The sequence below is a fragment of the Pedobacter frigidisoli genome, assembly GCF_004331675.1.
GTDB classification, from domain to species: domain Bacteria; phylum Bacteroidota; class Bacteroidia; order Sphingobacteriales; family Sphingobacteriaceae; genus Pedobacter; species Pedobacter frigidisoli.
On the sequence record NZ_SJSN01000015.1, the window covers coordinates 87,909 to 108,846 of the forward strand.

The window sequence follows — 20,938 nt, forward strand, 5'->3', positions numbered from 1 at the left end:
TTCATAATTTGGCCATTAAATTGTAAAATGAACTTAATTAATTGTCCTTGCGGAAGCGGTTTGGTCTATGCAATTTGCTGTCAGCCTTGCCACTTAAAAATAAAACCTGCGCCAACTGCCGAAGCTTTAATGCGTTCTCGTTATGCTGCTTTTGTTGTTGCTGATGCAGATTATCTTTACGAAACTACTCACGTTAGCAAACGAAAAGGCAATTCGAAAGATGCTTATTTAGAAAGCGCCAAGAACACCAAATGGCTGAAACTGGAAATTGTTTCAGCAGGTTTTGATGAAGTTGAATTCAAAGCGTATTATTTGAATAACAGATTTCATACTGAAGTACTGCATGAAAAATCTAATTTCAAATTAGAAGATGGTAAGTGGTATTATGTTGATGGGGAGTTTTACTCATAATAAAAACTCATGTAAATTATCTGGCGTAATTATTTTTGTTTCTACATTTTTATATGCATCCAAAAACGTTTTTGGAAATTTATTCTTTGATTTTGGATTCCATTTTATCTCGTAGGCGTTCATTAAACCATTTCTTTCCTCAATATAATCAATTTCCTGTTGAGCATGCGTACGCCAAAAATATTGATTGCAATTTATTTGATTGTAAGCAAGAAACTTAACTCTTTCACTTATCACAAAGTTTTCCCAAAGGGCGCCAATATCTTGTCTTAGTGTTGCTGGGCCAAATTGATTTATTACAGCATTTCTAATCCCGTTATCATAAAAATAGATCTTTCGACTTTTTTTTAATTCGTTTCGAAGATTTCTGCTTAATGAGCCTAACCGGAAAATAATAAATGCCTTTTCCAAAATATTGATATATTTTTCTGTTGTTTGATTATCCAGTCCTGTTAGCTGACCTAATTCATGATAAGAAACTTCATTTCCGACCTGAAAAGCCAATGCCTGAATCAATTTTTCCATTTTTTCAGGTTTCTGGATTTTTTCCCAAGTTAAAATATCCTTATACAAATAACTGTCAGATAATTGTTTCAATCTTATTTCTTCTTCACCTTGATTATTAACAATTTCTGGGTAATAACCATAAACAAGACGGTGATTCAACAATCTTTTTTCTGTAAGTAAACCATGTTCTGCAACCATTTCTCCATAAGAGAAAGGAAATAAGTTGTACTCCCATTTTCTACCTGTTAGCGGCTCGTTGATGTGCTTTGACAATTCAAATGCCGAAGAACCTGTTGCAATCACTTTCACATCTTTTAATTGGTCGATAATTAATTTGATGGATAGCCCGATATTGTCAATACGTTGGGCTTCATCTATAACTAAGGTTTTTGCCTTTCCCAATAATGAACGTAAAGCAGTAGATGTGGTATTCGATAACATTACTCGGATGTCTGCATCATCTCCATTCCACCAAGTTATTGGGGTAGCAAATTTCGATGAGAGCTGCTGTAATAGCGTACTTTTCCCAACTTGCCTTGGTCCTAAAAGAATTAATGCTTTTTCGTCTTTGAGATGTTTTTCAATAGAATGTGTAATTGCTCTTGAAATCATAATCGCAAATTTAATATAAATTTTGCGAATATAATCGCAAAATTTATATTAAATTTGCGAATGTATTCTTCTTAAGAATCAATATCCAAAGTAATTTCAATTTTACCTAAATCGGTTTTATAAACATCTAAAGAAACCAAATCTAAATCGTAAAGGCTATGTCCCCAAATGCCATATTTCCCTTTACCATCATTTATGGCAATTGCTTTTTCTTCTTCTTCAAAAATTTCGATGTACTTTGTTCTTATTTCAATCAGCAATTTTTCTCTGCTAAAACCAGTTTCTGAAATCAATGATAGAGATGCGGGATTAGTTAGGGGATAATCTATCACAATGGTGATTTCGTTTTCACTAATTACAATTTCATCCTTATCTATCAAGTTTAAAATTTCTTCATTCGCATTGGCAATATTAATCCAAGGAATTAATCCATTATCACCAATGGTTTTGGTTGCCCGAACATTAAAAGTGATGATGTTAATTAGGTTTTTCGGACTTTGATTATCGTTATTTTCTTCACTCATGTTTAAAGTTTTTCGAACCATTCAGATGTAACTATAACTTCTTCAACGAATTTAGTGTCAACACCAAGTTTTAGTTCTTTTAATTTATCACAAAGTAACTCTCCATCAATTAAGTCTATGGGTGGGGCACCATCTCGCGTTGCTTCTTTTATTGCTTCCCTAGTAAATTTACCTGTAGTTATAACTAATCCCTTGTCTGCTCTTCCTTGCATTGCACCTCTAAAATCTCTAATTTGACTTGGTGAAACTGAACCCTGATATCTCTTGCATTGGAAAATAACATGAAAGCTCAATAGCCCGCTAACCCTTACAATACCTTTGCCATCAATTCCACCATCGCCAACTTTGCCTGTCACTTCCACCTGAGAAAATCCGCTTTCTCTCAATATTCTCTGTGCTAACCGCTCAAATGCCGCTGGAGATATTTTGTATAAAATATTTAGTAATTTTTCTTTCCATTGTTCGGTATCATCGACCTCATTAGTTACTTCTTCAATTTCCTTGGATTCATTTTCTTTTATTTCTGGCTCTATTAACCTATCCTGTTCTCTTACTTTTTTAACAATCTCTGAGTGATTTAACTTAGCAATATCTATATCAGAGTCTAAAAGTGCCCAAATTCTTCTTGAAGAGTTTTCTAATAAGCCGAATTTTTTTAAGTATGTTCTGCTCCAAGCTAGTCTGTAATCTACTTCACTTCGAGTTCCATTCTCATCGTGGGGAATCAGAAGTATTTCTTCAGAAATATGGGCTATTTCATAAACATTTGTGTTTATTTCATCGACGGTTCCAGAGCCTCCAAGCTTTATTAAGGCTTTCACGGTAGGAATTATCAGTTCATCAAAAGATGGAATTTTGCTATTTAATTTTTTTCGAGCCATTTAGTTTTTTATAACACGTTACAATTTCTTAGCCTCATTCCAATAAATATCCATTTCAGCAAGCGTCATGTCGGCTAAAGCTTTGCCGTTTTCCTTGGCTTTGTTTTCTAAATATTGGAAACGTTTAATGAATTTTTTATTCGTTTTCTCTAATGCATTCTCGGGATTGATATTGATAAAACGAGCATAGTTTATCAAAGAAAAAAGCACATCGCCAAATTCTGATTCTGCTTTTTCAACATCAATGGCGGTATTATCAACTACATTGAATTCAGCTTTAAATTCCTGTAATTCTTCCTCAACCTTTTCCCAAACCTGATTTTTATCTTCCCAATCGAAACCAACACCACGTGCTTTCTCCTGTATGCGAGATGCTTTTACCAATGCCGGTAACGAACTTGGAACACCAGCTAAAACCGATTTGTTGCCCTCTTTTAACTTGATTTGCTCCCAGTTTCGCTTAACGTCTTCTTCGTTTTGTACTTCAACATCGCCATAAATATGCGGATGGCGGTTAACCAATTTATCGCAAACACCGTTTAAAACATCAACAATGTTGAAATCGTTGGTCTCCGAAGCAATTCTGGAATAAAAAACCAAGTGCATCATCACGTCGCCAAGTTCCTTTTTAATTTCATCTAAATCGCCCTCTAAAATGGCATCGCTTAACTCGTAAGTTTCTTCGATGGTTAAATGGCGCAAGGTTTCCATGGTTTGCTTTTTATCCCAAGGACATTGCGTACGCAACGTATCTAAAACTGTAAGTAAGCGATTAAAGGCATCGGCAGGATTGCCTGCACTTGCAGGAATTGGATTGTTCGGCATGGTTTATAATTTTATCGAACGCTAAAGTACCAATCCCAAGCGATTAAGAAAAATTGAAAGGGAGTTCTGAACCATAAATATTTAATTGATTTGAAATTACAATGTTTAAGAGATAAGCCGAGTTTATGTTTGAACGCTTCGTTTGAAAATTTGGTTTCTTGCAGCAACTGATTTTAATAAACCTACTTGAAGCGATATACTTTTGGTTTACTAGAAATCATTTTTATGCTAACATTCACCAAAAGATTTAGCGGAAAGGAGGAGTAACAATAAAAAACGCTTGTTGATTGCTTTTCAAAACCTCTCCATATTAAAGCAAATGGTAATTTTTCTTTTGTGCTGTCCCTCTCCTTAAAGAGATGGAAATAATGGTCGGCTGATTTGAACCCAGTTTTAAATTTGCTCCTTGGTTCTTTCTGCGCTTCGCCCCGTCTATTCCAGGAGAGGGGAAAAAGGGGTGAGGTTCTACTTAATCAAATTAAAAGCAATTAAAATAGTAGCTACAAACAATATTACCAAGCCAGATAAGAACACAAAATCAGCAACTTTTTCTAACTTCTGACTCTCACTTCTTTCTCTCCGCATCGAGATAAAGGAAAGGATGCAGCTCGTCATGAAAAACATTACCGCGGCCACCGCAAATTCATCAATTAAGGAATCATCGGTAAGGTTTAATTTTTTTAAAGAGGTTAGTACAATGAAGCAAATGCCGAGTAAATTGGCAGATGTACTTAAAATATGAGGCGACCTGTTTTCGGGCATTATTAATCTTTTTCCTCTAATTTAATCTTTTTTGTAATACGGTAAACACGTTTCTTTTTACCGGGTTTGTGTTCTTCGCCCATTAAAATACCCCAGGGTTTAAGCGTATCAACCCTGTCGAAAATAATTTTCAGCATTGCTAAATATGGAATACATAAAAACATGCCCGAAATGCCCCAAATCATTTCACCCACAACAATACCAATAAAGGCAAACAGCGCATTAATTTTTACTTTTGAGCCAACAACTAAAGGCATTAAAACATTTCCATCTATAGCATGCACACCTACAAATACCAATAAAACTATTAATACTTTAGCCGCACCAGCGGTTGCAAATGTTACAAGACAGCTTACCACTAATGCAAAGAAAATACCTAAATATGGCACAACATTAAATATACCGCCGATTAAGCCTAACAGAATTGCATATTTTACGCCCAATAAGCTAAGAACAATGATTAATAGTAGCGATACAATAAACATTTGTAAAAATAGACCAATGATATACCTCTTGATTATCTGCTGGATATGGCTCACAATTTCTGTCACTCTTTGGCGATGTTCCTCCTTAAAAACCGAGGTAAGAAATGTATAGAGTACCCTACGGTAGTTTAAAATAAAAAAAGTAAATAATAAGGTAAAGCCTAGAAATAGAAAGGTAGATGACACAGTAGCCAAGGTTGAACCAACAATGGCCGCACTAGTTGCAAGTGCCTTGCTTTGACTTTCTTTGATATAACTAGCTGGCTCTGGTATATTAATTTTAAAATTTTGGTAAGCCCAAGTTTTTAATTCTATAAAAGATTCTGCACCTTTTTGTTCTAATAATGGCCAATCTGACCATAAATCGCTCAATTGATTTCCAAAGAAATAAACTACACCTGCAACTACTGCAATCATTAATATTACAGCGGAAATAGTGGATAAGCTACGCTTAAATCTTAATTTCCTTTCTAAATAATTGGCCAGCGGCAACATTAAAAGCGCCATTAAAAACGAAAATAGCAGCGGTGCTAACAATGATTGCCCCAAAATGGCGATGTAGGTTAGACTTATTAAACAGAAAAGAACGAGGGCCAGTTTAGGGAGAAAAGATAGTTTTTCTTTCATAGTAATTTAAATCCTGTTTAATACAAAATGCCCGACTAAATGTTTTAATCGGGCATTTAAATATAGCAGATTATTTTTAATAGCTGCTTGCTTTATCCAATAACGAAATATCTTCGGGCGTTAATTTTAAGTTCTCTGCCTCTGTAAAAGATTTCAACTGACTTAAATCGGTAACACTTGCAATTGGTGCCGTAATTGATGGATGTTGAATTAACCAACCCAAGGCTACTGATGCCTGCTCAACGCTATGATTATCTGCAACTTTATCCAATGCTTCTAAAATTCTAAAACCTCTTTCGTTCAGGAATTTCTTCGCACCACCACCTCGCTGACTTTTTTTCAAATCATCCTCGCTACGGTATTTTCCTGTTAAAAAGCCACTTGCTAAAGAATAATAAGTAACTACACCTAAGCCATGCTCTAAACAAATTTTCTCGTGTTCTTGCTCAAATTCTTCTCTTTCGTACAAATTATAACCTGGCTGGTAAACTTGGTAGCGAGGTAAGCTGTGCTCGGAAGAAGCAAGTAATGATTCTTTTAATCTATCTGCCGAAAAGTTTGAAGCGCCAACCCAACGCACTTTTCCAGCTTTAATTAGTGTCTCATAAGCGCTTAAGGTTTCTTCAACAGGCGTTGTCTCGTCATCAAAATGAGAAAAATATAAATCGATATAATCCGTTTGTAAACGAGAAAGCGAATGCTCAACCTCGTTAATAATGTAATCTTTTTTCAAAGATTTGCCTTGTCCCATATCCGAACCCACTTTCGTAGCAATAATTACATCGTGGCGTTTATTATGTTTCTTAAGCCAATTGCCTATAATTGTTTCCGATTCGCCGCCTTTATTTCCTGGTACCCAACTCGAATAAACATCAGCAGTATCGATAAAATTGAAACCACTCTCCACAAAATGGTCTAATATCTCAAACGATTTCTGCTCGTCGATAGTCCATCCGAAAACGTTTCCTCCAAATACAATGGGCGCAATATTTAAATCTGTTTTTCCTAAAATCCTTTTTTCCATGATATGAAATTTAATATTGGTTTAACAAATGAAAGGATGTTGAGTTTTTCAACAGGCGTCGGAATTGTGTCAGATTTGAATCTCACCCATTTAAAGGCATTAGCGGTGCTTGGTTGGTATCAGCCATCTCCTTTATTTCCCTCAATTTAACGATAGGGAATGCAAATGCTTTCCAATTATTTCTTGCTTCAATAGGGTGAGGCTTTTTTTTGAAAAGCAATCCACCATTCCATTTTAATTTAGTCCCGTTTTCCGCTATAAGTTTTTTAACCTCGGTCACTCTGAGGTCTAAAGCATTTTTTTCATCGGTTGCAGATGCTTCGTGCCTCAGCATGACAATAATATTTAAGGAAGTGCAAAAAAAAAGCTTTCTGCTCCACCCGGGTTTAGGAAATTCGGTTTTTGCTACTATTTAAGTTTCCCTGCAAATTGCCCATCATCCATTTTCACCTCATCCATCTTACATCCCTTTAACCGCCCTAAGCATTTCTCTCTTACCGGGGGCACCCGGCAATTTTTCAATGGTAAAACCAATAGCTTTCACAGCTCTTTTAAGTTTTCCTGTAATGGCATAGGTAATAAAAGTTCCACCCGGTTTTAAGAAACTGCAGGCATGAGCTATAATTTCATCGGTCCACATTTCGGGTTGGTGCTGAACCGAAAAAGCATCATAATAAATCACGTCAAATCTTTTTTCGGTATCAAATTCAGCTAAGGTTGTATATGGAATTTCGAGTTTGCAAAGTGCAGATAAAGTTTGTTGAGTTATTAAAGCTTCATCGTAACTGGTAATAAAATCATTCCAAATTTCTGACGAAACATATTCCGAATAACCTGTTTGATTAAGCACATCAACAGTTAATGGAAATGCTTCAATGCTGGTGTAATCTAGTTTTATGTTATTTTCATTGCAATATTCAAAGCTTAAGATAAAGTTCAAACCCGTTCCAAAGCCAACTTCTAAAATTGATATTTCAGATTTTCCCTCAGTTGCAAATTTCAACCCTGCATCAATAAAAACATGTTTGCTTTCTTGTAGAGCGCCATGTTTACTGTGGTAATGTTCGCCAATGGTTTCGTTGTAAAGCGTGTTCGAGCCGTCGGCAGTAGGGGTAATAATATTCATGTGCAAAGGATTTTGACCAGGATTAAAGGATGATAAGATTTTCAAGATAACACTACAAATATAGTATCAAGTCGCAAGTATCAGGTATCAAGATTTGCATATTGCCTTAGTATTTTTCGACTTGCTCTTTTCCCTTTAAGCTTTTACCTTTGGTCTTTAAGCTCAATTATGGATATCGAATCTTTCAGAGAATATTGTTTAAGTCTACCGGGCACAACCGAGGGCATGAAATGGGATCATCTTTGTTTCATGATTGAAGAAAAAATCTATGTTATCATCGCCATTGATGAGGGGAGTCGGTTTTCTATAAAATGTAATCCTGATGATTTTGATGCCTTAACTGCAAGAGACGGAATTGCACAAGCTTATCATTTGGCAAAGCGCCAATGGATTCAAATAGAAAATTTAGATGTGTTAACCGATAAGGAGCTGAAAAGTAGGGTTGCAGATTCAAGAGCGATGGTTTTGGCTAAATTGCCAAAGAAAACGCAAGCTAAATATGTTTGATAATTCAATTAATTAGCCTTTCTAATTAAGAATTTATTTTTGTTTTTTAGTTTAAGGTATATGGTTAAGGTTTGAACGTTAGATCTTATTAAAACACAGCTATAAAATATCCTATCATAGCCAACGAAATTGCGAAAAAAGTCATCGTAATCGTAGTCTTTAACTTGTTGGTTGGTTTTGTTTCTTTATCAATATTTGCATTTAACATCAGCGATAACTTCAAGCCTATTGTACCATCATATAATCCTAAGATAGCATTAATAAAAATGGAACTTAATAATCCGAATTGTATAGAGACTATATATCCCATTCCGATGTAAATAATAATAGATAATACGCTTAAATACATATACTTGAAGTTTAATTTTCGTGAAGCTACTGCTCCAAGAGTGTCAATTATTGATATGCATGATAGTCCAATAAAAAAATAGATTAATAAATTAAAATAGATACCGTTCATCAATTAGTATTTGTAGCGTAATTAGTGGTTTTAATTTATAAAAAAGAGCATCCGTTTCCAAATGCTCTTTCCTTAAACTTATTTAGTCATTGTTTACAAACCACCTTTTCTATTCGATTTACTTGGTATCGGCCAAGTTGCAGGTTTTCCCGTTCGTTCGTTTACAGGCAAATCTGTAGCTTTCTCAGTCGATGTTTTTTCTGCATCTTCACAAGCCATGTAAACCATAATCGCAGTTAGAATTACGTTGCTTCTTATTTCATCAAAAACCAATTTGTCATAAGTATCACGATTGGTATGCCATGTGTATGTTCCATAATCCCAGCTAGTTGCACCTAAAGAATAGCCAAGGGCGCCTGCCGCAACAAATGAGGCAAAATCAGAACCGCCTGCACCTGGCATACCAGGGAAACTCGTTTTAACTTGATTTTTAATCGTATCAGGAACGGCTGCCAACCAACGTGTAATGTAATCTTTTGATTTAGCAAAACCTTGTCCGCCAATATTTACGATTCGCCCAGTTCCATTGTCTTGATTAAATAAAGCTTGCAAATTGCTCACGATTTCAGGATGATCTTCAACAAAAGCTCTCGAACCATTTAAACCTTGTTCTTCACTTCCCCAATGGCCAACCAAAATCGTACGTTTTGGATTAGGATAGAATTTCTTCAAAATACGCATGGCTTCCATCATTAAAATAGTGCCTGAACCGTTATCTGTTGCACCACTTGCAGCATCCCACGAATCGAAGTGAGCCGATAACATTACATATTCTTTAGGTTTTTGCTTTCCCTTAATTTCGGCAATGGTATTAAAAGTTGGTACAACGCCTAACTCTCTTGATTCTGATTCGATTTTCAATGTTGGTTTATTTCCACTTTGTGCTAAACGATAAACTAAACCATAATCTTCTACCGATAAATCTACCGTAGGTATTTTCGATGTGTTAGCACCGAAAACTTTATCAACGCCAAAACCTTGAGACCAATTATTAATGATGATACCAGCAGCTCCTGCATTTTCGATAGCAAGCGCTAGGTTTTTAGCGTTTAATCCTGTTTTTACAATTCCTGCAGCCCAAGCTTTTGCAGCATCAGCTTTTTCTTTTTTATATTTTTCGAATAAATCTTTGGTTGCAAATTCTTCCCAATTTTTTTCAGGACGGCCAGAGATTTGGCTCATGGAAATTAAAACCAATTTACCTCTAGCGTTCGGTAACCATTTTTGAAAGGAAACTGAATCGGTAATTGCAGGAAGAACAATGGCTTCTGCATTTATCGCTTTTCCATTGGTTGATGGACTCCAGGCTAATTGTGTACCCTCCAAGGTTCTTAACCGCGGACTAACCAAATCAATATGGGTAACGCCTCTTTCCCAGCCACGCCATTCGCCCCATCTTTCATTCTTTGCAGAAATGCCCCAATCGCTGTATTTTTTTACTGCCCAGTCATTAGCTTGTTTCATTTGTGGTGAACCTACTAAACGCGGTCCGACAACATCTAAAAGCTCGTGAGCAAGTTTTTCTAATTGTGAGTTTTCATTTACTTCTTTAACGATATTATCGATAACTTTTTTGTCTTGTGCAAATGCAAAAGAAGAAGTAAATAGGAGTAAGGTTGGTAGTAGAAGTTTTTTATTCATTTCAGTTTGCTTAATTGATAGGCTAATTTAGGGAATAACAGGATGGGAGAGGTGATGTTAATGGAAATGTTGCAGTTCTTGGGTTTCGTCATTGCGAAGCGATTTTTCATCGCTGTGGCAATCTCTTACTTGGAATGTTTGTCTTTGCCAGACAGCTTGTCCCGATTTTCATCGGGAGGCTTTTTTCTTTTTCTTTGAAAAAAAGAAACAAAACCGAGCATTTCTGCGAGCTCGTGAATGCAATTAAAAAACAATAGACAACAATGAATAATTCAAGGCTTGCACCTGATTTTGGAAAAATTCGTCAAACCGTTACCGAAAATAATTTGAGGCCTGGCCCTTTCACAGCCCCTGAGGCTGCAAATTTTTTTGTTCTGTGGGGTTTGAAAGCGAGTGTAGACGGTTTCAACGTTTTTTCTTAAAATCATCTGCTATGCCGGATATGTTCTTCGGAAAGGTTGTGGTGTTTTGAAAGTTTTTCCATAGCACCTTTCAACTCCCCTCCTTATTTTCAAGGAGGGGTTGGGGGTGGTTTTTTAACTACCATTCCCAAGAATTACAAAACCTGCATAATCTAAACCTGATTGCCGTGGTAGCTCCCGATTTTTTTCTAATCGGGACTACAAACAAAAAGCAGGACTGAATTAACCGAAGTTCTTCATGCCCTGCTTTTCTAAAAATTTTTATACTTTTTATTGCTCCCTCTCTTTCGGAGAGGGTTGGGGTGAGGCTTTTTAATTATTCATCATCTTAATAAAAGCGCCCAACTTAGCTTTCATGGCTCTTCTATCAACAATAAAATCGAGAAAACCATGCTCCAAAACAAATTCTGAAGTTTGGAAACCTTTAGGTAAATCTTTTTTAATCGTCTCTTTAATAACCCTCGGACCAGCAAAGCCGATTAACGCCCCTGGTTCTGCAATGTTGATATCGCCAAGCATTGCGTACGATGCTGTAACGCCACCTGTTGTTGGGTCGGTTAGCAAAGAAATGTACGGAATTTTAGCTTGACTTAACAATGCTAATTTCGCAGATGTTTTAGCCATTTGCATCAATGAAAATGCGGCCTCCATCATACGTGCGCCACCTGATTTTGAAATCATCAGGAACGGAATTTTATGTTTAATGCTATAATCAATTGAACGGGCAATTTTTTCACCAACAACTGAACCCATAGAACCGCCAATGAAAGCGAAATCCATACAGGCAATCACTAAATCCTGACCATCAATTTTACCAACGCCTGCACGAATAGCATCTTTTAAGCCTGTTTTAGCTTGGCTTTCGATAATTCTTTCGGTATAAGGTTTATTATCATTAAAGTTTAAAGGGTCGCCCGAAGTAAGGTTGGCGAAGAGCTCTTTAAACTCGTTGTTATCGAATAAAACTTCAAAATATTCTTTAGAACCTACCCTCAGGTGGTAATTACAGTAATGGCAAACGTATTTGTTTTCCTGAAGTTCTGCCTGATGTAGCGGTTTTTTGCAATTTGGACATTTATTCCACAAACCATCTGGTGCTTCTTTTTTCTCTTCTGTTGTGGTAATGATACCTTTATTCTCTCTCTTAAACCAAGCCATATAATTTTTTAAAGAATTGGATTGCAAAGAAACGAAAAAAATATTTAAGTCAAGTATTTCTATTTAGTGTAAAAAGTACACGATGGATAATGTCTTTTTTACACCAAATAGCCTTTATTTGGTTATTAGACAAATAATTCTGTTGTTACAAAAGCATGAAATGTTATTTTTTTTTATAACTTCGGACTTAATAAAATTAACAAGAAATGAGTTTAAAAGGCTACAAAGGCGTAATTTACGGAGATGCCGTTCAAGAATTGTTTGAGCAGGCTAAAAAACATCAGTTTGCTTTACCAGCAGTAAACGTAACCGGAACAAACACGGTAAACGCGGTATTGGAAACTGCTAAGGCAGTAAATTCGCCTGTTATGATTCAATTATCTAATGGTGGTGCGCAGTTTTATGCGGGTAAAACTTTAGATAACGAGAAATTGCAGGCATGTATTTTAGGTGCTGTATCGGCAGCTAAACATGTACATTTATTGGCAGAACATTATGGTGTTGCTGTGGTTTTACATACCGACCACGCCGCTAAAAAATTATTGCCTTGGATTGATGGCCTTTTAGACCACGGCGAAAAATTCTTCGCTGAAACAGGAAAACCTTTGTTTTCATCGCACATGTTAGATCTTTCGGAAGAGCCGATTGAAGAAAACATGGAAATTTCTGCTAAATATTTAGCTCGCATGGCGAAAATGAACATGACTATCGAAATCGAACTTGGTGTTACAGGTGGCGAGGAAGATGGCGTAGACAATAGCGATGTTGATAGCTCAAAATTATATACTCAACCGAGCGAAGTTGCTTATGCTCACGAAGAATTAAGCAAAGTTTCGCCACGTTTTACTGTTGCTGCTGCATTTGGAAATGTTCACGGTGTATACAAGCCAGGTAACGTGAAATTGCAACCTGTAATTTTGAAAAATTCACAGGATTTCATTAAAGAAAAATTCAATTTAACTGCCGAGAAACCAATTAACTTCGTTTTCCATGGTGGTTCAGGTTCTTCTCAAGAAGAAATTAGAGAGGCAATTTCTTACGGTGCTATTAAAATGAATATTGATACTGATATGCAATGGGCATTTTGGGAGGGTATTTTAGAGTATTACAAAAAGAATGAAGCTTATCTTCAAGGCCAGATTGGTAACCCTGATGGCGATGATAAACCAAACAAAAAATATTATGACCCGCGTGTTTGGTTACGTAAAGGTGAAGAAACTTTTGTTAAGCGTTTAACTACTGCATTTGAAGATTTAAATTGCATTAACGCAAACGATAAATTATAATATTTTGATTGATTTTATATTTTGATTAATTATTTAATCATTCAAAAATCATTCATTCAATAATTAAACAAAAGCGCCATAGGTTGTAAAACTTATGGCGCTTTTGTTTGTTAATCGTTATATTTAATCAAATATAATGTGATGACAAAATCTAAATCTGATACAAAAAGAAATAATTTTTTTGAAAAATTCGCTAATGCTGCAACTAAATTTACAGGAAGCTCTGTTGCTTTTATTTCAGCCACGGCAATTGTAATAATTTGGGCAGTAACAGGTCCGCTGTTTAATTATTCTGAAACCTGGCAATTGGTAATCAATACGGGCACCACAATTATTACTTTTTTAATGGTTTTTTTGATTCAGAAAGCGCAGAATAAAGATGGGAAGGCCATTCAGTTAAAGTTAAACGAATTGATTGCCGCACAACAGGGCGCAAGTAATCGAATGGTAGATATTGAGGATTTGAGTGAAAAGGAATTAGACCAGTTACATAAATTTTACGTTACGATTGCTACACTTGCCAAAAAAGAGGCCGATATTCATTGCTCGCACTCTATCGATGTAGCGAAAGAGTTGAACGAAATGAAATTGAAAACGAATAAACACTTTAAACACCATAAGCCATGAGTCTGCTAGTCCAAAAAGTTAATCATCCCGAAGATTTAGATAAAGTTTTTGCTATTCGTAAAATTGTGTTTGTAGATGAGCAGAATTGTCCGCCGGAACTGGAATGGGAGCACGAAGACGAATCTATCCATTTTTTAGCTACCCAAAACGGACAGCCTTGCGGCGCATGCCGCTGGCGTAAGACGGATGCAGGTTACAAGCTGGAACGTTTTGCGGTATTGAAAGAGTTTAGAGGACAAGGTGTTGGCAGGGCTTTAATTGCAGAAGCACTTTCTGATTTGCCTGAAGATGCGCATTATATTTATCTGAATTCGCAATTAGATGCGATGAGTTTATACGCCAAATTTGGTTTTGTAGCAGAGGGAGAGCAGTTTGAAGAAGCTGGAATTCAGCATTTTAAAATGGTAAAAAGTGTTTAAATAAGGTTATCCTCATTGCGGAGGTACGAAGCAATCTTAATGCGTTCGCAAAAACGAAACGATTGCTTTCCTTAATTATTCCATCAGTCTGAACTAGTTTCAGAGTTTTATTTAGTCGTTTAATTATTTGGAAAGCAATTGCAGCAGCATTTGGCAATGGTTCTGTCCCGCTAATGTTCCAAGCACCGTAGAAAACGGTGGCTTTCCACGTTTATCGGGTTTAGATGGTCAGATATGTAATTATATTTTCGACAAAATGAAATAGACGATAGTCTTGCGACATTAGTTAAATATTTTTACCGACAAACCCATTGCTTCATTCCACTTATCCATGTTAAGTTCTACAGTTTCACCTCTACTGTTTAAATAGGCAATCACATCCTCTGTGGCAATGTTTCCTGTTAAATCATCAGCAGCCATTGGGCAACCACCAAAACCTTTCAGGGCAGAATCTATTCTTTTAACACCTGAATTATAAGCAGCTTCAATTTTTTCAAAACGTTCGTAAGGAGTGGAGTGTAAATGAATTCCAATTTCCGGATTGCTAAACCTAGAAATCAGTTTAGGGAGAATTTCTGTGATGGTTTCGGGTGTAGAAACTCCAACAGTATCTGCCAAGGAAAGAATCTTAACGCCCTTGCTTATTAAAACATCGGCCCATTTTTCTACAATTTCATAATTCCACTCGTCGCCATAAGGATTCCCAAACCCCATCGACAAATAAACAACCGCTGTTTTATTATGTTTATAGCAGAGCGATAACATTTTCTCAACAGTTGTTAAAGATTTTTCGATACTTGAATTGGTATTTCGTTGCTGAAATGTTTCTGAAATGGAAAAAGGAAAACCCAAGTAATTTATCTGCTCGTGTTTTACAGCATCTTCTACGCCTCTTAAATTAGCCACAATGGCCAATAGCTTAGTTGATGTATTACTTAAATCCAAATTGGCTAAAACTTCGTCAGTATCTGCCATTTGCGGAATAGCCTTTGGCGATACAAAACTTCCAAAATCAAGCGTATCAAAACCAACCTGAAGCAGTAAATTCAAATATTCAGACTTCAATTCAGTTGGTACAAAATCGTGTAATCCCTGCATGGCATCACGTGGGCATTCTACTAATTTGAATTGGTTTTGGCTCATATCTTTTGGTTTAACCACAAAGTTCGCAAAGTTTTTCGCAAAGAAAAGAAGCAAGGTTAAAACATTCTCGCAAAGGGCAAGTTGGTGCTAATGACTAATGACTAATGACTAATGACTAATGACTAATGACTAATGACTAATGAACTTCCTTAACTTCTTCCCGGTAATCTACACTTCTATCTTTAGCAAAGGTTCTAATAATTAATCGTGTTCCTCTATCATAACTGAAATAACTCCAAAGCCAGTTGATGAAAACAATAATCTTATTTCTAAAGCCAACCAAAGTCATCAAGTGGACAAACATCCATGTAAACCAGGCGAATATACCCTGGAAATGAATTTTACCAATATCAACGACTGCTTTGTTTCTTCCAACGGTCGCCATTGAGCCTTTGTCGAAGTATTTAAATTTTTCTAAAGGTTTCTTTTCAATGATGTTGATTAAATTCTTTGCTAAATGATGACCTTGCTGAATAGCTGCCGGTGCAACTCCTGGATGACCATTTGGTGTTTCGTCATCAATAATTGCCGAAACATCGCCAATAGCATAAACATTCTGATAACCAACAACTAAGTTCTGGGTATCAGTTTTTAATCTTCCGCCACGAACGATTTCAGCTTTATCTAATCCCGCTAAAACTTCTCCCTTAACACCTGCGCTCCAAATAACTGTAGCGCTTAAAATTGGTGCTTTATCTTGTAAAGTAAGCGTATGCCCATCATAACCTAATACGCGGGTTTCATTCATTACCTTAACGCCCATTTTAACTAAAAACTCTTTCGACTTTTGTTGGGCCTGCGGCGACATCGGGCCTAAAAGTTCAGGTGAGTTTTCAATTAAATAAATGTTAACCTTGCTTAAATCCATTTCAGGATAATCGTTCGGAATAACGTGTTTTTTCAGCTCTGCAATGGCTCCTGAAGTTTCTACACCTGTAGGACCGCCACCAACAACCACGAAGTTTAGTAAGGCGCTTTTTTTATCTTTATCAGTTTCAATTAAAGATTTTTCGAAATTTTGTAAAATCAAGCTTCTTAAATCCAAAGCCTCGGGTATAGATTTCATAGGCATTGAATTAGCCTCGATTTCTTTATTGCCAAAGAAGTTACTGGTAGAACCTGTAGCGATAACCAAATAATCGTAACTGATTTTACCAATATCGGTAAGTAAGCAGTTTTCTGCTGCAATAACTTCTTGGACTTGCGTTACCCGAAATATTAAGTTTTTTTGCCCTTTAAATATTTTACGAAGCGGAAAAGCAATGGAATCTGCCTCTAAACCGCCTGTAGCCACTTGATAAAGTAAAGGCTGAAAAGTATGATAGTTATGTTTATCTAACATGACTACCTGAAAAGGTTTGTTTTTTAATCTTTTTGCTAATTCAATCCCGCCAAATCCGCCACCAACAATCACTACTCTTGGGTATTCGCTTTTAGGAAGTTGTAAATCCATTTTTTATTGGTTTATCTGTTGCTAATGTAACAAAAAGATAGCCAAAAGGTTTATGGATTGAGGTTTTGGGGAGCTTCAAATAGAATAATACTTAAGATATAACGATGCTATGACCGAATGGGTTTTTGGGAGTTTTAAGGGAGAAACTTTGTTAAATAAACCTGATGGAAGCCTCACCCTATGAATGGTTATGCTTTGGCAACAGCATCTCAATCCCTCTCCTGAAGAGAGGGAAACAAAGAAATGTGGTTTTGAACCCTTGGTTGAAAGTACAGTCTGCCAAAACCCTCTCTTCTGGAGAGGGCTGCTTCAATCCTTGCCTTACTTCTGCCTTTCAAAGGGTGAGGCCTATTCTCTTCTGGAGAGGGCTGCTTCAATCCTTGCCTTACTTCTGCATTTCAAAGGGTGAGGCCTATTCTCTTCTGGAGAGGGCTGCTTCAATCCTTGCCTTACTTCTGCCTTTCAAAGGGTGAGGCCTATTCTCTTYTGGAGAGGGCTGCTTCAATCCTTGCCTTACTTCTGCMWTTCAAAGGGTGAGGCCTATTCTCTTCTGGAGAGGTCTGYTTCAATCCTTGCCTTACTTCTGCCTTTCAAAGGGTGAGGCCTATTCTCTTCTGGAGAGGGCTGCTTCAATCCTTGACTTACTTCTTCCTTTCAAAGGGTGAGGTAAAAAAAAACGCCTCGATTTTATCGAGGCGTTCCATATATTTTAAGAATTTGAATTCTTATTTTTTCTCAGTAGTACTACCCAAATCAATTACGATAGGCGTAGAGATACATAATGATGAATAGGTACCGATAATACGACCGATTAGCAATGCGAAGATAAATCCGCGGATGCTATCTCCACCAAAGATGAATATTACCAATAACACGAAGAATACGGTTAATGAAGTTAAAATTGTACGACTTAACGTACTGTTCAATGCGAAGTTGATTAAGTTGTTACGCTCTTCACCATGCAAATCTTCTTTACCAGACTCTTTTAGTTTCTCACGAATACGGTCAAACACAACAACTGTTTCCGTCATGGTGTAACCCATTACCGTTAAAATTGCTGCAATAAAATCTTGACCAATTTCTAATGAGAATGGCATCACACCATCTAGAATTGTATAAAAAGATAGTACCATCAACACATCATGGAATAATGCAATTACTGCACCTAAACCATATTGCCATTTTTTAAATCGTACTACGATGTAGATAAACATGAATAAACATGAGATCAATACCGCGTAGAAAGCACCATTTACAATATCACTAGCGATAATTGGCGTTACTTTTTGCGAGCTTACAATTTCATATTTAGAACCAGCCAAGCCTTTGTTCAACGCATCTTCCACAACTTTATCAGTTGCAATGTTTTGATCTTCGATATGGAAAGTTGTAGTAATTTTTACCTGACTATCTTCTCCCGCAGTTTTAACCTCTGGAGTTTCGTTTCCGAATGCAGGCGTTAACTTAGTTTTTATATCTTCTGTGCTAACCGCTTTATCGAAGTGAACCAAGTAAGTTCTGCCACCTTTAAAATCTACACCTAAGTTTAAACCACCATTTTTAAAGTACATTCCAATACCAGCAATAATGATGATAGTTGAAATGATATAGTAAATTTTACGGCGACCAACAAAGTTGAATGCTAGGTTTTTAAATGCGTTACGTGTTAAGGCATTATCGAAATTGATTTCTATTTTACGTGTTAATAACGAATCGAAAACTACTCTCGAAATCGCTACAGCAGCAAATAAAGAGGAAAGGATACCGATACATAATGTAGTTGCAAAACCTTGAACTGGTCCGCTACCGAAGATGTAAAGAATAGCACCTAAAATAAATAAGGTAACGTTGGAGTCAATGATCGACGGCATTGCATGTTGGAAACCTTCCTTAATTGCAGCACCCATATTCTTGCCATGAGCAAGTTCTTCACGTACACGCTCGAAGATTAGAATGTTTGCATCAACCGATAAACCTATCGTTAACACGATACCAGCAATACCAGGCAATGTTAAAACTGCACCTAGTGAAACTAAGATACCGATAACGAAGAATAAGTTAATTAATAAAGCAAAGTTAGCAACCCAACCAGCACGGTGATAATATAACGCCATGAAGATTAAGATCACAATAAACGCAATTACGAAAGAGATTAAACCATCGTGAATTGCTTGTGCACCTAAAGTTGGACCAACAATATAGCTACCTGCAATACGAGCAGGAGCAGGCAATTTACCAGCTTTTAAAATGTTCGATAAATCTTTAGTATCAGCTTGTGTAAAGTTACCAGTGATAGAAGAAACACCACCAGCAATTTCGTTTTGAACTGTTGGTGCTGAATAAACTTGGTTATCTAAAACTATAGCAATCGATTTTTTATTGTTTGCATCAGAAGCCGCTTCAGCAGTAATTTTTTTCCATTTCGCAGCACCTTCGCTGGTCATGTACATGGTTACTTCTGGTTTGCCTTTTTGATCAAAGTCATCTTTTGAATCACTAATTGCATCACCACCTAAATCTGGTTTGCCATCAGCACTTGTAACTTTAATAGCATAAAGTTCAAAAACTTTAGATCCTTCTCTTGGTTTAACGCTCCACATAAATTTCATCGTAGATGGAATTGAAGCAGCAACCTCAGGCATTTTTAAGTATGAATTAACCTTTGCAGTATCTTTTTGTAACGACATACCCACAACAGCACCTGGAATAAGTTGTTGTTGTCCATTCTCACCTTGGTAAATTGGAAGATTAAGAACAGCGTATAATGGGTTAGATTTTGCTAACTCAGCCCTAACAGCTGTAGAATCTTTTTTACCTAAACCAGCAAGCTTGCCGCCTTTGGCTGTTGTATCTTTAGCAGCAGCTTTTTCTAAGCCCGCTAATTTACCACCAGCTGCAGGAGTTGCAGCTGTATCTTTAGTTACAGGAGCATTAACTTTTAATGTAGATGCTAAAGTTTTATTAATATTTTCTAATAATGGAGCAACCTCTTGTACTTGGTAAACTTGCCAGAATTGTAACTCAGCAGAACCTTGTAAAAGTTTCGCCATACGCTCTTTATCTTGTACACCTGGCATTTCGATTAGGATACGGTTGCTACCTTCTTGTTTTTGCATGTTCGGGCTCACAACGCCAGAACCATCAATACGAGAACGTAAAACAGTAAACGAACGATCAATTGCACTTGTAGCTTCTTTTTCCAAGAAAGATTCAACTTCGCCATTGCTTGCGTTTGGTTTTAACTGAGAAGCATTATCTTGATTTGAAAAATAATCTGCAAGTTTTACACCTGGGCTTAATTTCTCGAATTCATCAACAAAAATCTTGATGTAATCTTTACCACCAGCGTTTAATTGAGTTTGTGCGTTTTGAATGGCTTTGTTAAAGTTAACATCAGCAGGGTTGCCCGCTAAAGATTTAACCAACTCAGCTAACGATATCTCCATCGTTACATTCATTCCACCTTTTAAGTCTAAACCTAAATTAATCTCTTTCGCTTTTACCTCTTGGTAAGTAAATCCAGTTACAGGATAAACTTTCACGGTACTCATCGAATCTAAGTAAGCCTTTTCTTTGGCTACATCACCTTTCGCATAGTTTTTTGCGTCTTTTTCCACCTTGGATGCTACCAAAGTAAAAGAAAGTGCATACGCACAAACGATAGCTAATACTATCGCTATAAACTTAATAAAACCTTTTCCTTGCATTGTTTGTTTAAAATAATTTGTCTTTCGCTGTTTTTTAACAAGTCGGCAAATCTAATTAAATTTTTAAATTATAGAACCCCTTAATTGATAATTTATTAACATTAATTTTTATGGGGCAATTAAGCCACTTTTGTTGCGCAAAACTTGTTGAAGCTTTTAATTTTGAAGCTGAAATTTATTTGGAAAGCAATTGCAGTAGCTTTTGGCGTTGGTTCGGCCCCGCTAATGTTCCAAGCACCGAAGAAGAATCGGTGGCTTTCCACGAATATCGGGTTTAGATGGCAACTAGGCTATCGTCATTGCGAGGCACGAAGCAATCTTAATGCGTTTG

19 protein-coding genes are annotated in these 20,938 nt (G+C 36.5%); 5 read left to right on the plus strand and 14 right to left on the minus strand.

The genetic code is table 11. The features are described 5' to 3' along the window. Positions 1-27 precede the first annotated feature (27 nt). The gene (locus EZ449_RS17505; RefSeq protein WP_225872358.1) at positions 28-411 is read left to right on the plus strand and encodes a YchJ family protein; all 384 of its coding nucleotides are present in this window, start codon (positions 28-30) and stop codon (positions 409-411) included. Here the strand turns inward: EZ449_RS17505 and EZ449_RS17510 are convergent. The 9 genes from EZ449_RS17510 to mnmD all read right to left on the minus strand — a co-directional run bounded on the left by EZ449_RS17510 (position 406) and on the right by mnmD (position 7,784). Next, entirely contained in the window at positions 406-1,530 is a 1,125-nt protein-coding gene (locus EZ449_RS17510) for an ATP-binding protein (RefSeq protein WP_131561272.1), read from the minus strand. The two genes, EZ449_RS17505 and EZ449_RS17510, sit on opposite strands and share 6 nt — an antisense overlap. Positions 1,531-1,601: 71 nt before the next feature. Further along, a complete protein-coding gene (locus EZ449_RS17515) occupies positions 1,602-2,054 on the minus strand; it encodes a hypothetical protein (protein ID WP_131561274.1) in 453 nt (150 codons plus the stop codon). A gap of 2 nt (positions 2,055-2,056) precedes the next feature. Further along, positions 2,057-2,935, minus strand: a complete 879-nt coding sequence (locus EZ449_RS17520) for a restriction endonuclease (protein ID WP_131561276.1) — start codon at positions 2,933-2,935, stop codon at positions 2,057-2,059. A gap of 18 nt (positions 2,936-2,953) precedes the next feature. After that, on the minus strand, positions 2,954-3,760 hold the full coding sequence (gene mazG / locus EZ449_RS17525) for a nucleoside triphosphate pyrophosphohydrolase (protein WP_131561279.1): 807 nt from the start codon (positions 3,758-3,760) through the stop codon (positions 2,954-2,956). Between the two features lie 465 nt (positions 3,761-4,225). Further along, entirely contained in the window at positions 4,226-4,522 is a 297-nt protein-coding gene (locus EZ449_RS17530) for a hypothetical protein (protein WP_131561281.1), read from the minus strand. Between the two features lie 2 nt (positions 4,523-4,524). Beyond that, positions 4,525-5,634: an AI-2E family transporter gene (locus EZ449_RS17535; protein ID WP_131561283.1), complete on the minus strand. Its 1,110-nt coding sequence runs from the start codon at positions 5,632-5,634 to the stop codon at positions 4,525-4,527. A 76-nt stretch (positions 5,635-5,710) separates the two neighbouring features. Further along, the gene (locus EZ449_RS17540; protein ID WP_131561286.1) at positions 5,711-6,658 is read right to left on the minus strand and encodes an aldo/keto reductase; all 948 of its coding nucleotides are present in this window, start codon (positions 6,656-6,658) and stop codon (positions 5,711-5,713) included. Positions 6,659-6,740: 82 nt separating this feature from the next. Then, complete coding sequence (locus EZ449_RS17545) at positions 6,741-6,992, minus strand: hypothetical protein (RefSeq protein WP_131561288.1); 252 nt, start codon at positions 6,990-6,992, stop codon at positions 6,741-6,743. A 126-nt stretch (positions 6,993-7,118) separates the two neighbouring features. Then, positions 7,119-7,784: a tRNA (5-methylaminomethyl-2-thiouridine)(34)-methyltransferase MnmD gene (gene mnmD, locus EZ449_RS17550; RefSeq protein ID WP_131561290.1), complete on the minus strand. Its 666-nt coding sequence runs from the start codon at positions 7,782-7,784 to the stop codon at positions 7,119-7,121. A gap of 168 nt (positions 7,785-7,952) precedes the next feature. On the opposite strand from mnmD, the gene EZ449_RS17555 reads away from it, so the two are divergent. Continuing rightward, positions 7,953-8,291: an MmcQ/YjbR family DNA-binding protein gene (locus tag EZ449_RS17555; RefSeq protein ID WP_131561292.1), complete on the plus strand. Its 339-nt coding sequence runs from the start codon at positions 7,953-7,955 to the stop codon at positions 8,289-8,291. Between the two features lie 553 nt (positions 8,292-8,844). Here EZ449_RS17555 and EZ449_RS17560 read toward each other — a convergent pair. Next, positions 8,845-10,392: a M20/M25/M40 family metallo-hydrolase gene (locus tag EZ449_RS17560; RefSeq protein ID WP_131561294.1), complete on the minus strand. Its 1,548-nt coding sequence runs from the start codon at positions 10,390-10,392 to the stop codon at positions 8,845-8,847. 734 nt (positions 10,393-11,126) lie between these two features. Further along, complete coding sequence (gene accD / locus EZ449_RS17565; protein WP_131561296.1) at positions 11,127-11,972, minus strand: acetyl-CoA carboxylase, carboxyltransferase subunit beta; 846 nt, start codon at positions 11,970-11,972, stop codon at positions 11,127-11,129. A 206-nt stretch (positions 11,973-12,178) separates the two neighbouring features. On the opposite strand from accD, the gene fbaA reads away from it, so the two are divergent. From fbaA to EZ449_RS17580, 3 genes are all read left to right on the plus strand, one after another. Further along, positions 12,179-13,258, plus strand: a complete 1,080-nt coding sequence (gene fbaA / locus EZ449_RS17570; protein WP_131561298.1) for a class II fructose-bisphosphate aldolase — start codon at positions 12,179-12,181, stop codon at positions 13,256-13,258. 141 nt (positions 13,259-13,399) lie between these two features. Beyond that, complete coding sequence (locus EZ449_RS17575) at positions 13,400-13,885, plus strand: low affinity iron permease family protein (protein WP_131561300.1); 486 nt, start codon at positions 13,400-13,402, stop codon at positions 13,883-13,885. Then, positions 13,882-14,304, plus strand: a complete 423-nt coding sequence (locus EZ449_RS17580; protein ID WP_131561302.1) for a GNAT family N-acetyltransferase — start codon at positions 13,882-13,884, stop codon at positions 14,302-14,304. Before EZ449_RS17575 ends, EZ449_RS17580 begins: the two co-directional genes overlap by 4 nt. A gap of 282 nt (positions 14,305-14,586) precedes the next feature. Here EZ449_RS17580 and EZ449_RS17585 read toward each other — a convergent pair whose 3' ends face one another. The 3 genes from EZ449_RS17585 to secDF all read right to left on the minus strand — a co-directional run bounded on the left by EZ449_RS17585 (position 14,587) and on the right by secDF (position 20,607). Next, a complete protein-coding gene (locus EZ449_RS17585) occupies positions 14,587-15,447 on the minus strand; it encodes a hydroxymethylglutaryl-CoA lyase (protein WP_131561305.1) in 861 nt (286 codons plus the stop codon). A 136-nt stretch (positions 15,448-15,583) separates the two neighbouring features. Further along, positions 15,584-16,900 carry an NAD(P)/FAD-dependent oxidoreductase gene (locus EZ449_RS17590; RefSeq protein ID WP_131561307.1) on the minus strand — a complete coding sequence of 439 codons (1,317 nt, stop codon included), beginning with the start codon at positions 16,898-16,900 and terminating at the stop codon, positions 15,584-15,586. A 725-nt stretch (positions 16,901-17,625) separates the two neighbouring features. Next, entirely contained in the window at positions 17,626-20,607 is a 2,982-nt protein-coding gene (gene secDF / locus EZ449_RS17595; protein ID WP_131561309.1) for a protein translocase subunit SecDF, read from the minus strand. Between the last annotated feature and the right edge of the window lie 331 nt (positions 20,608-20,938).

Bases quoted from the DNA above. Each gene is read 5' to 3' on its own strand.
- EZ449_RS17585 (WP_131561305.1), bottom strand. From the start codon at position 15,447: ATGAGCCAAAACCAATTCAAATTAGTAGAATGCCCACGTGATGCCATG.
- EZ449_RS17515 (WP_131561274.1), bottom strand. From the start codon at position 2,054: ATGAGTGAAGAAAATAACGATAATCAAAGTCCGAAAAACCTAATTAAC.
- fbaA (WP_131561298.1), top strand. From the start codon at position 12,179: ATGAGTTTAAAAGGCTACAAAGGCGTAATTTACGGAGATGCCGTTCAA.
- accD (WP_131561296.1), bottom strand. From the start codon at position 11,972: ATGGCTTGGTTTAAGAGAGAGAATAAAGGTATCATTACCACAACAGAA.
- EZ449_RS17575 (WP_131561300.1), top strand. From the start codon at position 13,400: ATGACAAAATCTAAATCTGATACAAAAAGAAATAATTTTTTTGAAAAA.
- EZ449_RS17520 (WP_131561276.1), bottom strand. From the start codon at position 2,935: ATGGCTCGAAAAAAATTAAATAGCAAAATTCCATCTTTTGATGAACTG.
- mazG (WP_131561279.1), bottom strand. From the start codon at position 3,760: ATGCCGAACAATCCAATTCCTGCAAGTGCAGGCAATCCTGCCGATGCC.
- EZ449_RS17590 (WP_131561307.1), bottom strand. From the start codon at position 16,900: ATGGATTTACAACTTCCTAAAAGCGAATACCCAAGAGTAGTGATTGTT.
- EZ449_RS17555 (WP_131561292.1), top strand. From the start codon at position 7,953: ATGGATATCGAATCTTTCAGAGAATATTGTTTAAGTCTACCGGGCACA.
- EZ449_RS17540 (WP_131561286.1), bottom strand. From the start codon at position 6,658: ATGGAAAAAAGGATTTTAGGAAAAACAGATTTAAATATTGCGCCCATT.
- EZ449_RS17505 (WP_225872358.1), top strand. From the start codon at position 28: ATGAACTTAATTAATTGTCCTTGCGGAAGCGGTTTGGTCTATGCAATT.
- secDF (WP_131561309.1), bottom strand. From the start codon at position 20,607: ATGCAAGGAAAAGGTTTTATTAAGTTTATAGCGATAGTATTAGCTATC.
- EZ449_RS17530 (WP_131561281.1), bottom strand. From the start codon at position 4,522: ATGCCCGAAAACAGGTCGCCTCATATTTTAAGTACATCTGCCAATTTA.
- EZ449_RS17535 (WP_131561283.1), bottom strand. From the start codon at position 5,634: ATGAAAGAAAAACTATCTTTTCTCCCTAAACTGGCCCTCGTTCTTTTC.
- EZ449_RS17510 (WP_131561272.1), bottom strand. From the start codon at position 1,530: ATGATTTCAAGAGCAATTACACATTCTATTGAAAAACATCTCAAAGAC.
- EZ449_RS17545 (WP_131561288.1), bottom strand. From the start codon at position 6,992: ATGCTGAGGCACGAAGCATCTGCAACCGATGAAAAAAATGCTTTAGAC.
- mnmD (WP_131561290.1), bottom strand. From the start codon at position 7,784: ATGAATATTATTACCCCTACTGCCGACGGCTCGAACACGCTTTACAAC.
- EZ449_RS17580 (WP_131561302.1), top strand. From the start codon at position 13,882: ATGAGTCTGCTAGTCCAAAAAGTTAATCATCCCGAAGATTTAGATAAA.
- EZ449_RS17560 (WP_131561294.1), bottom strand. From the start codon at position 10,392: ATGAATAAAAAACTTCTACTACCAACCTTACTCCTATTTACTTCTTCT.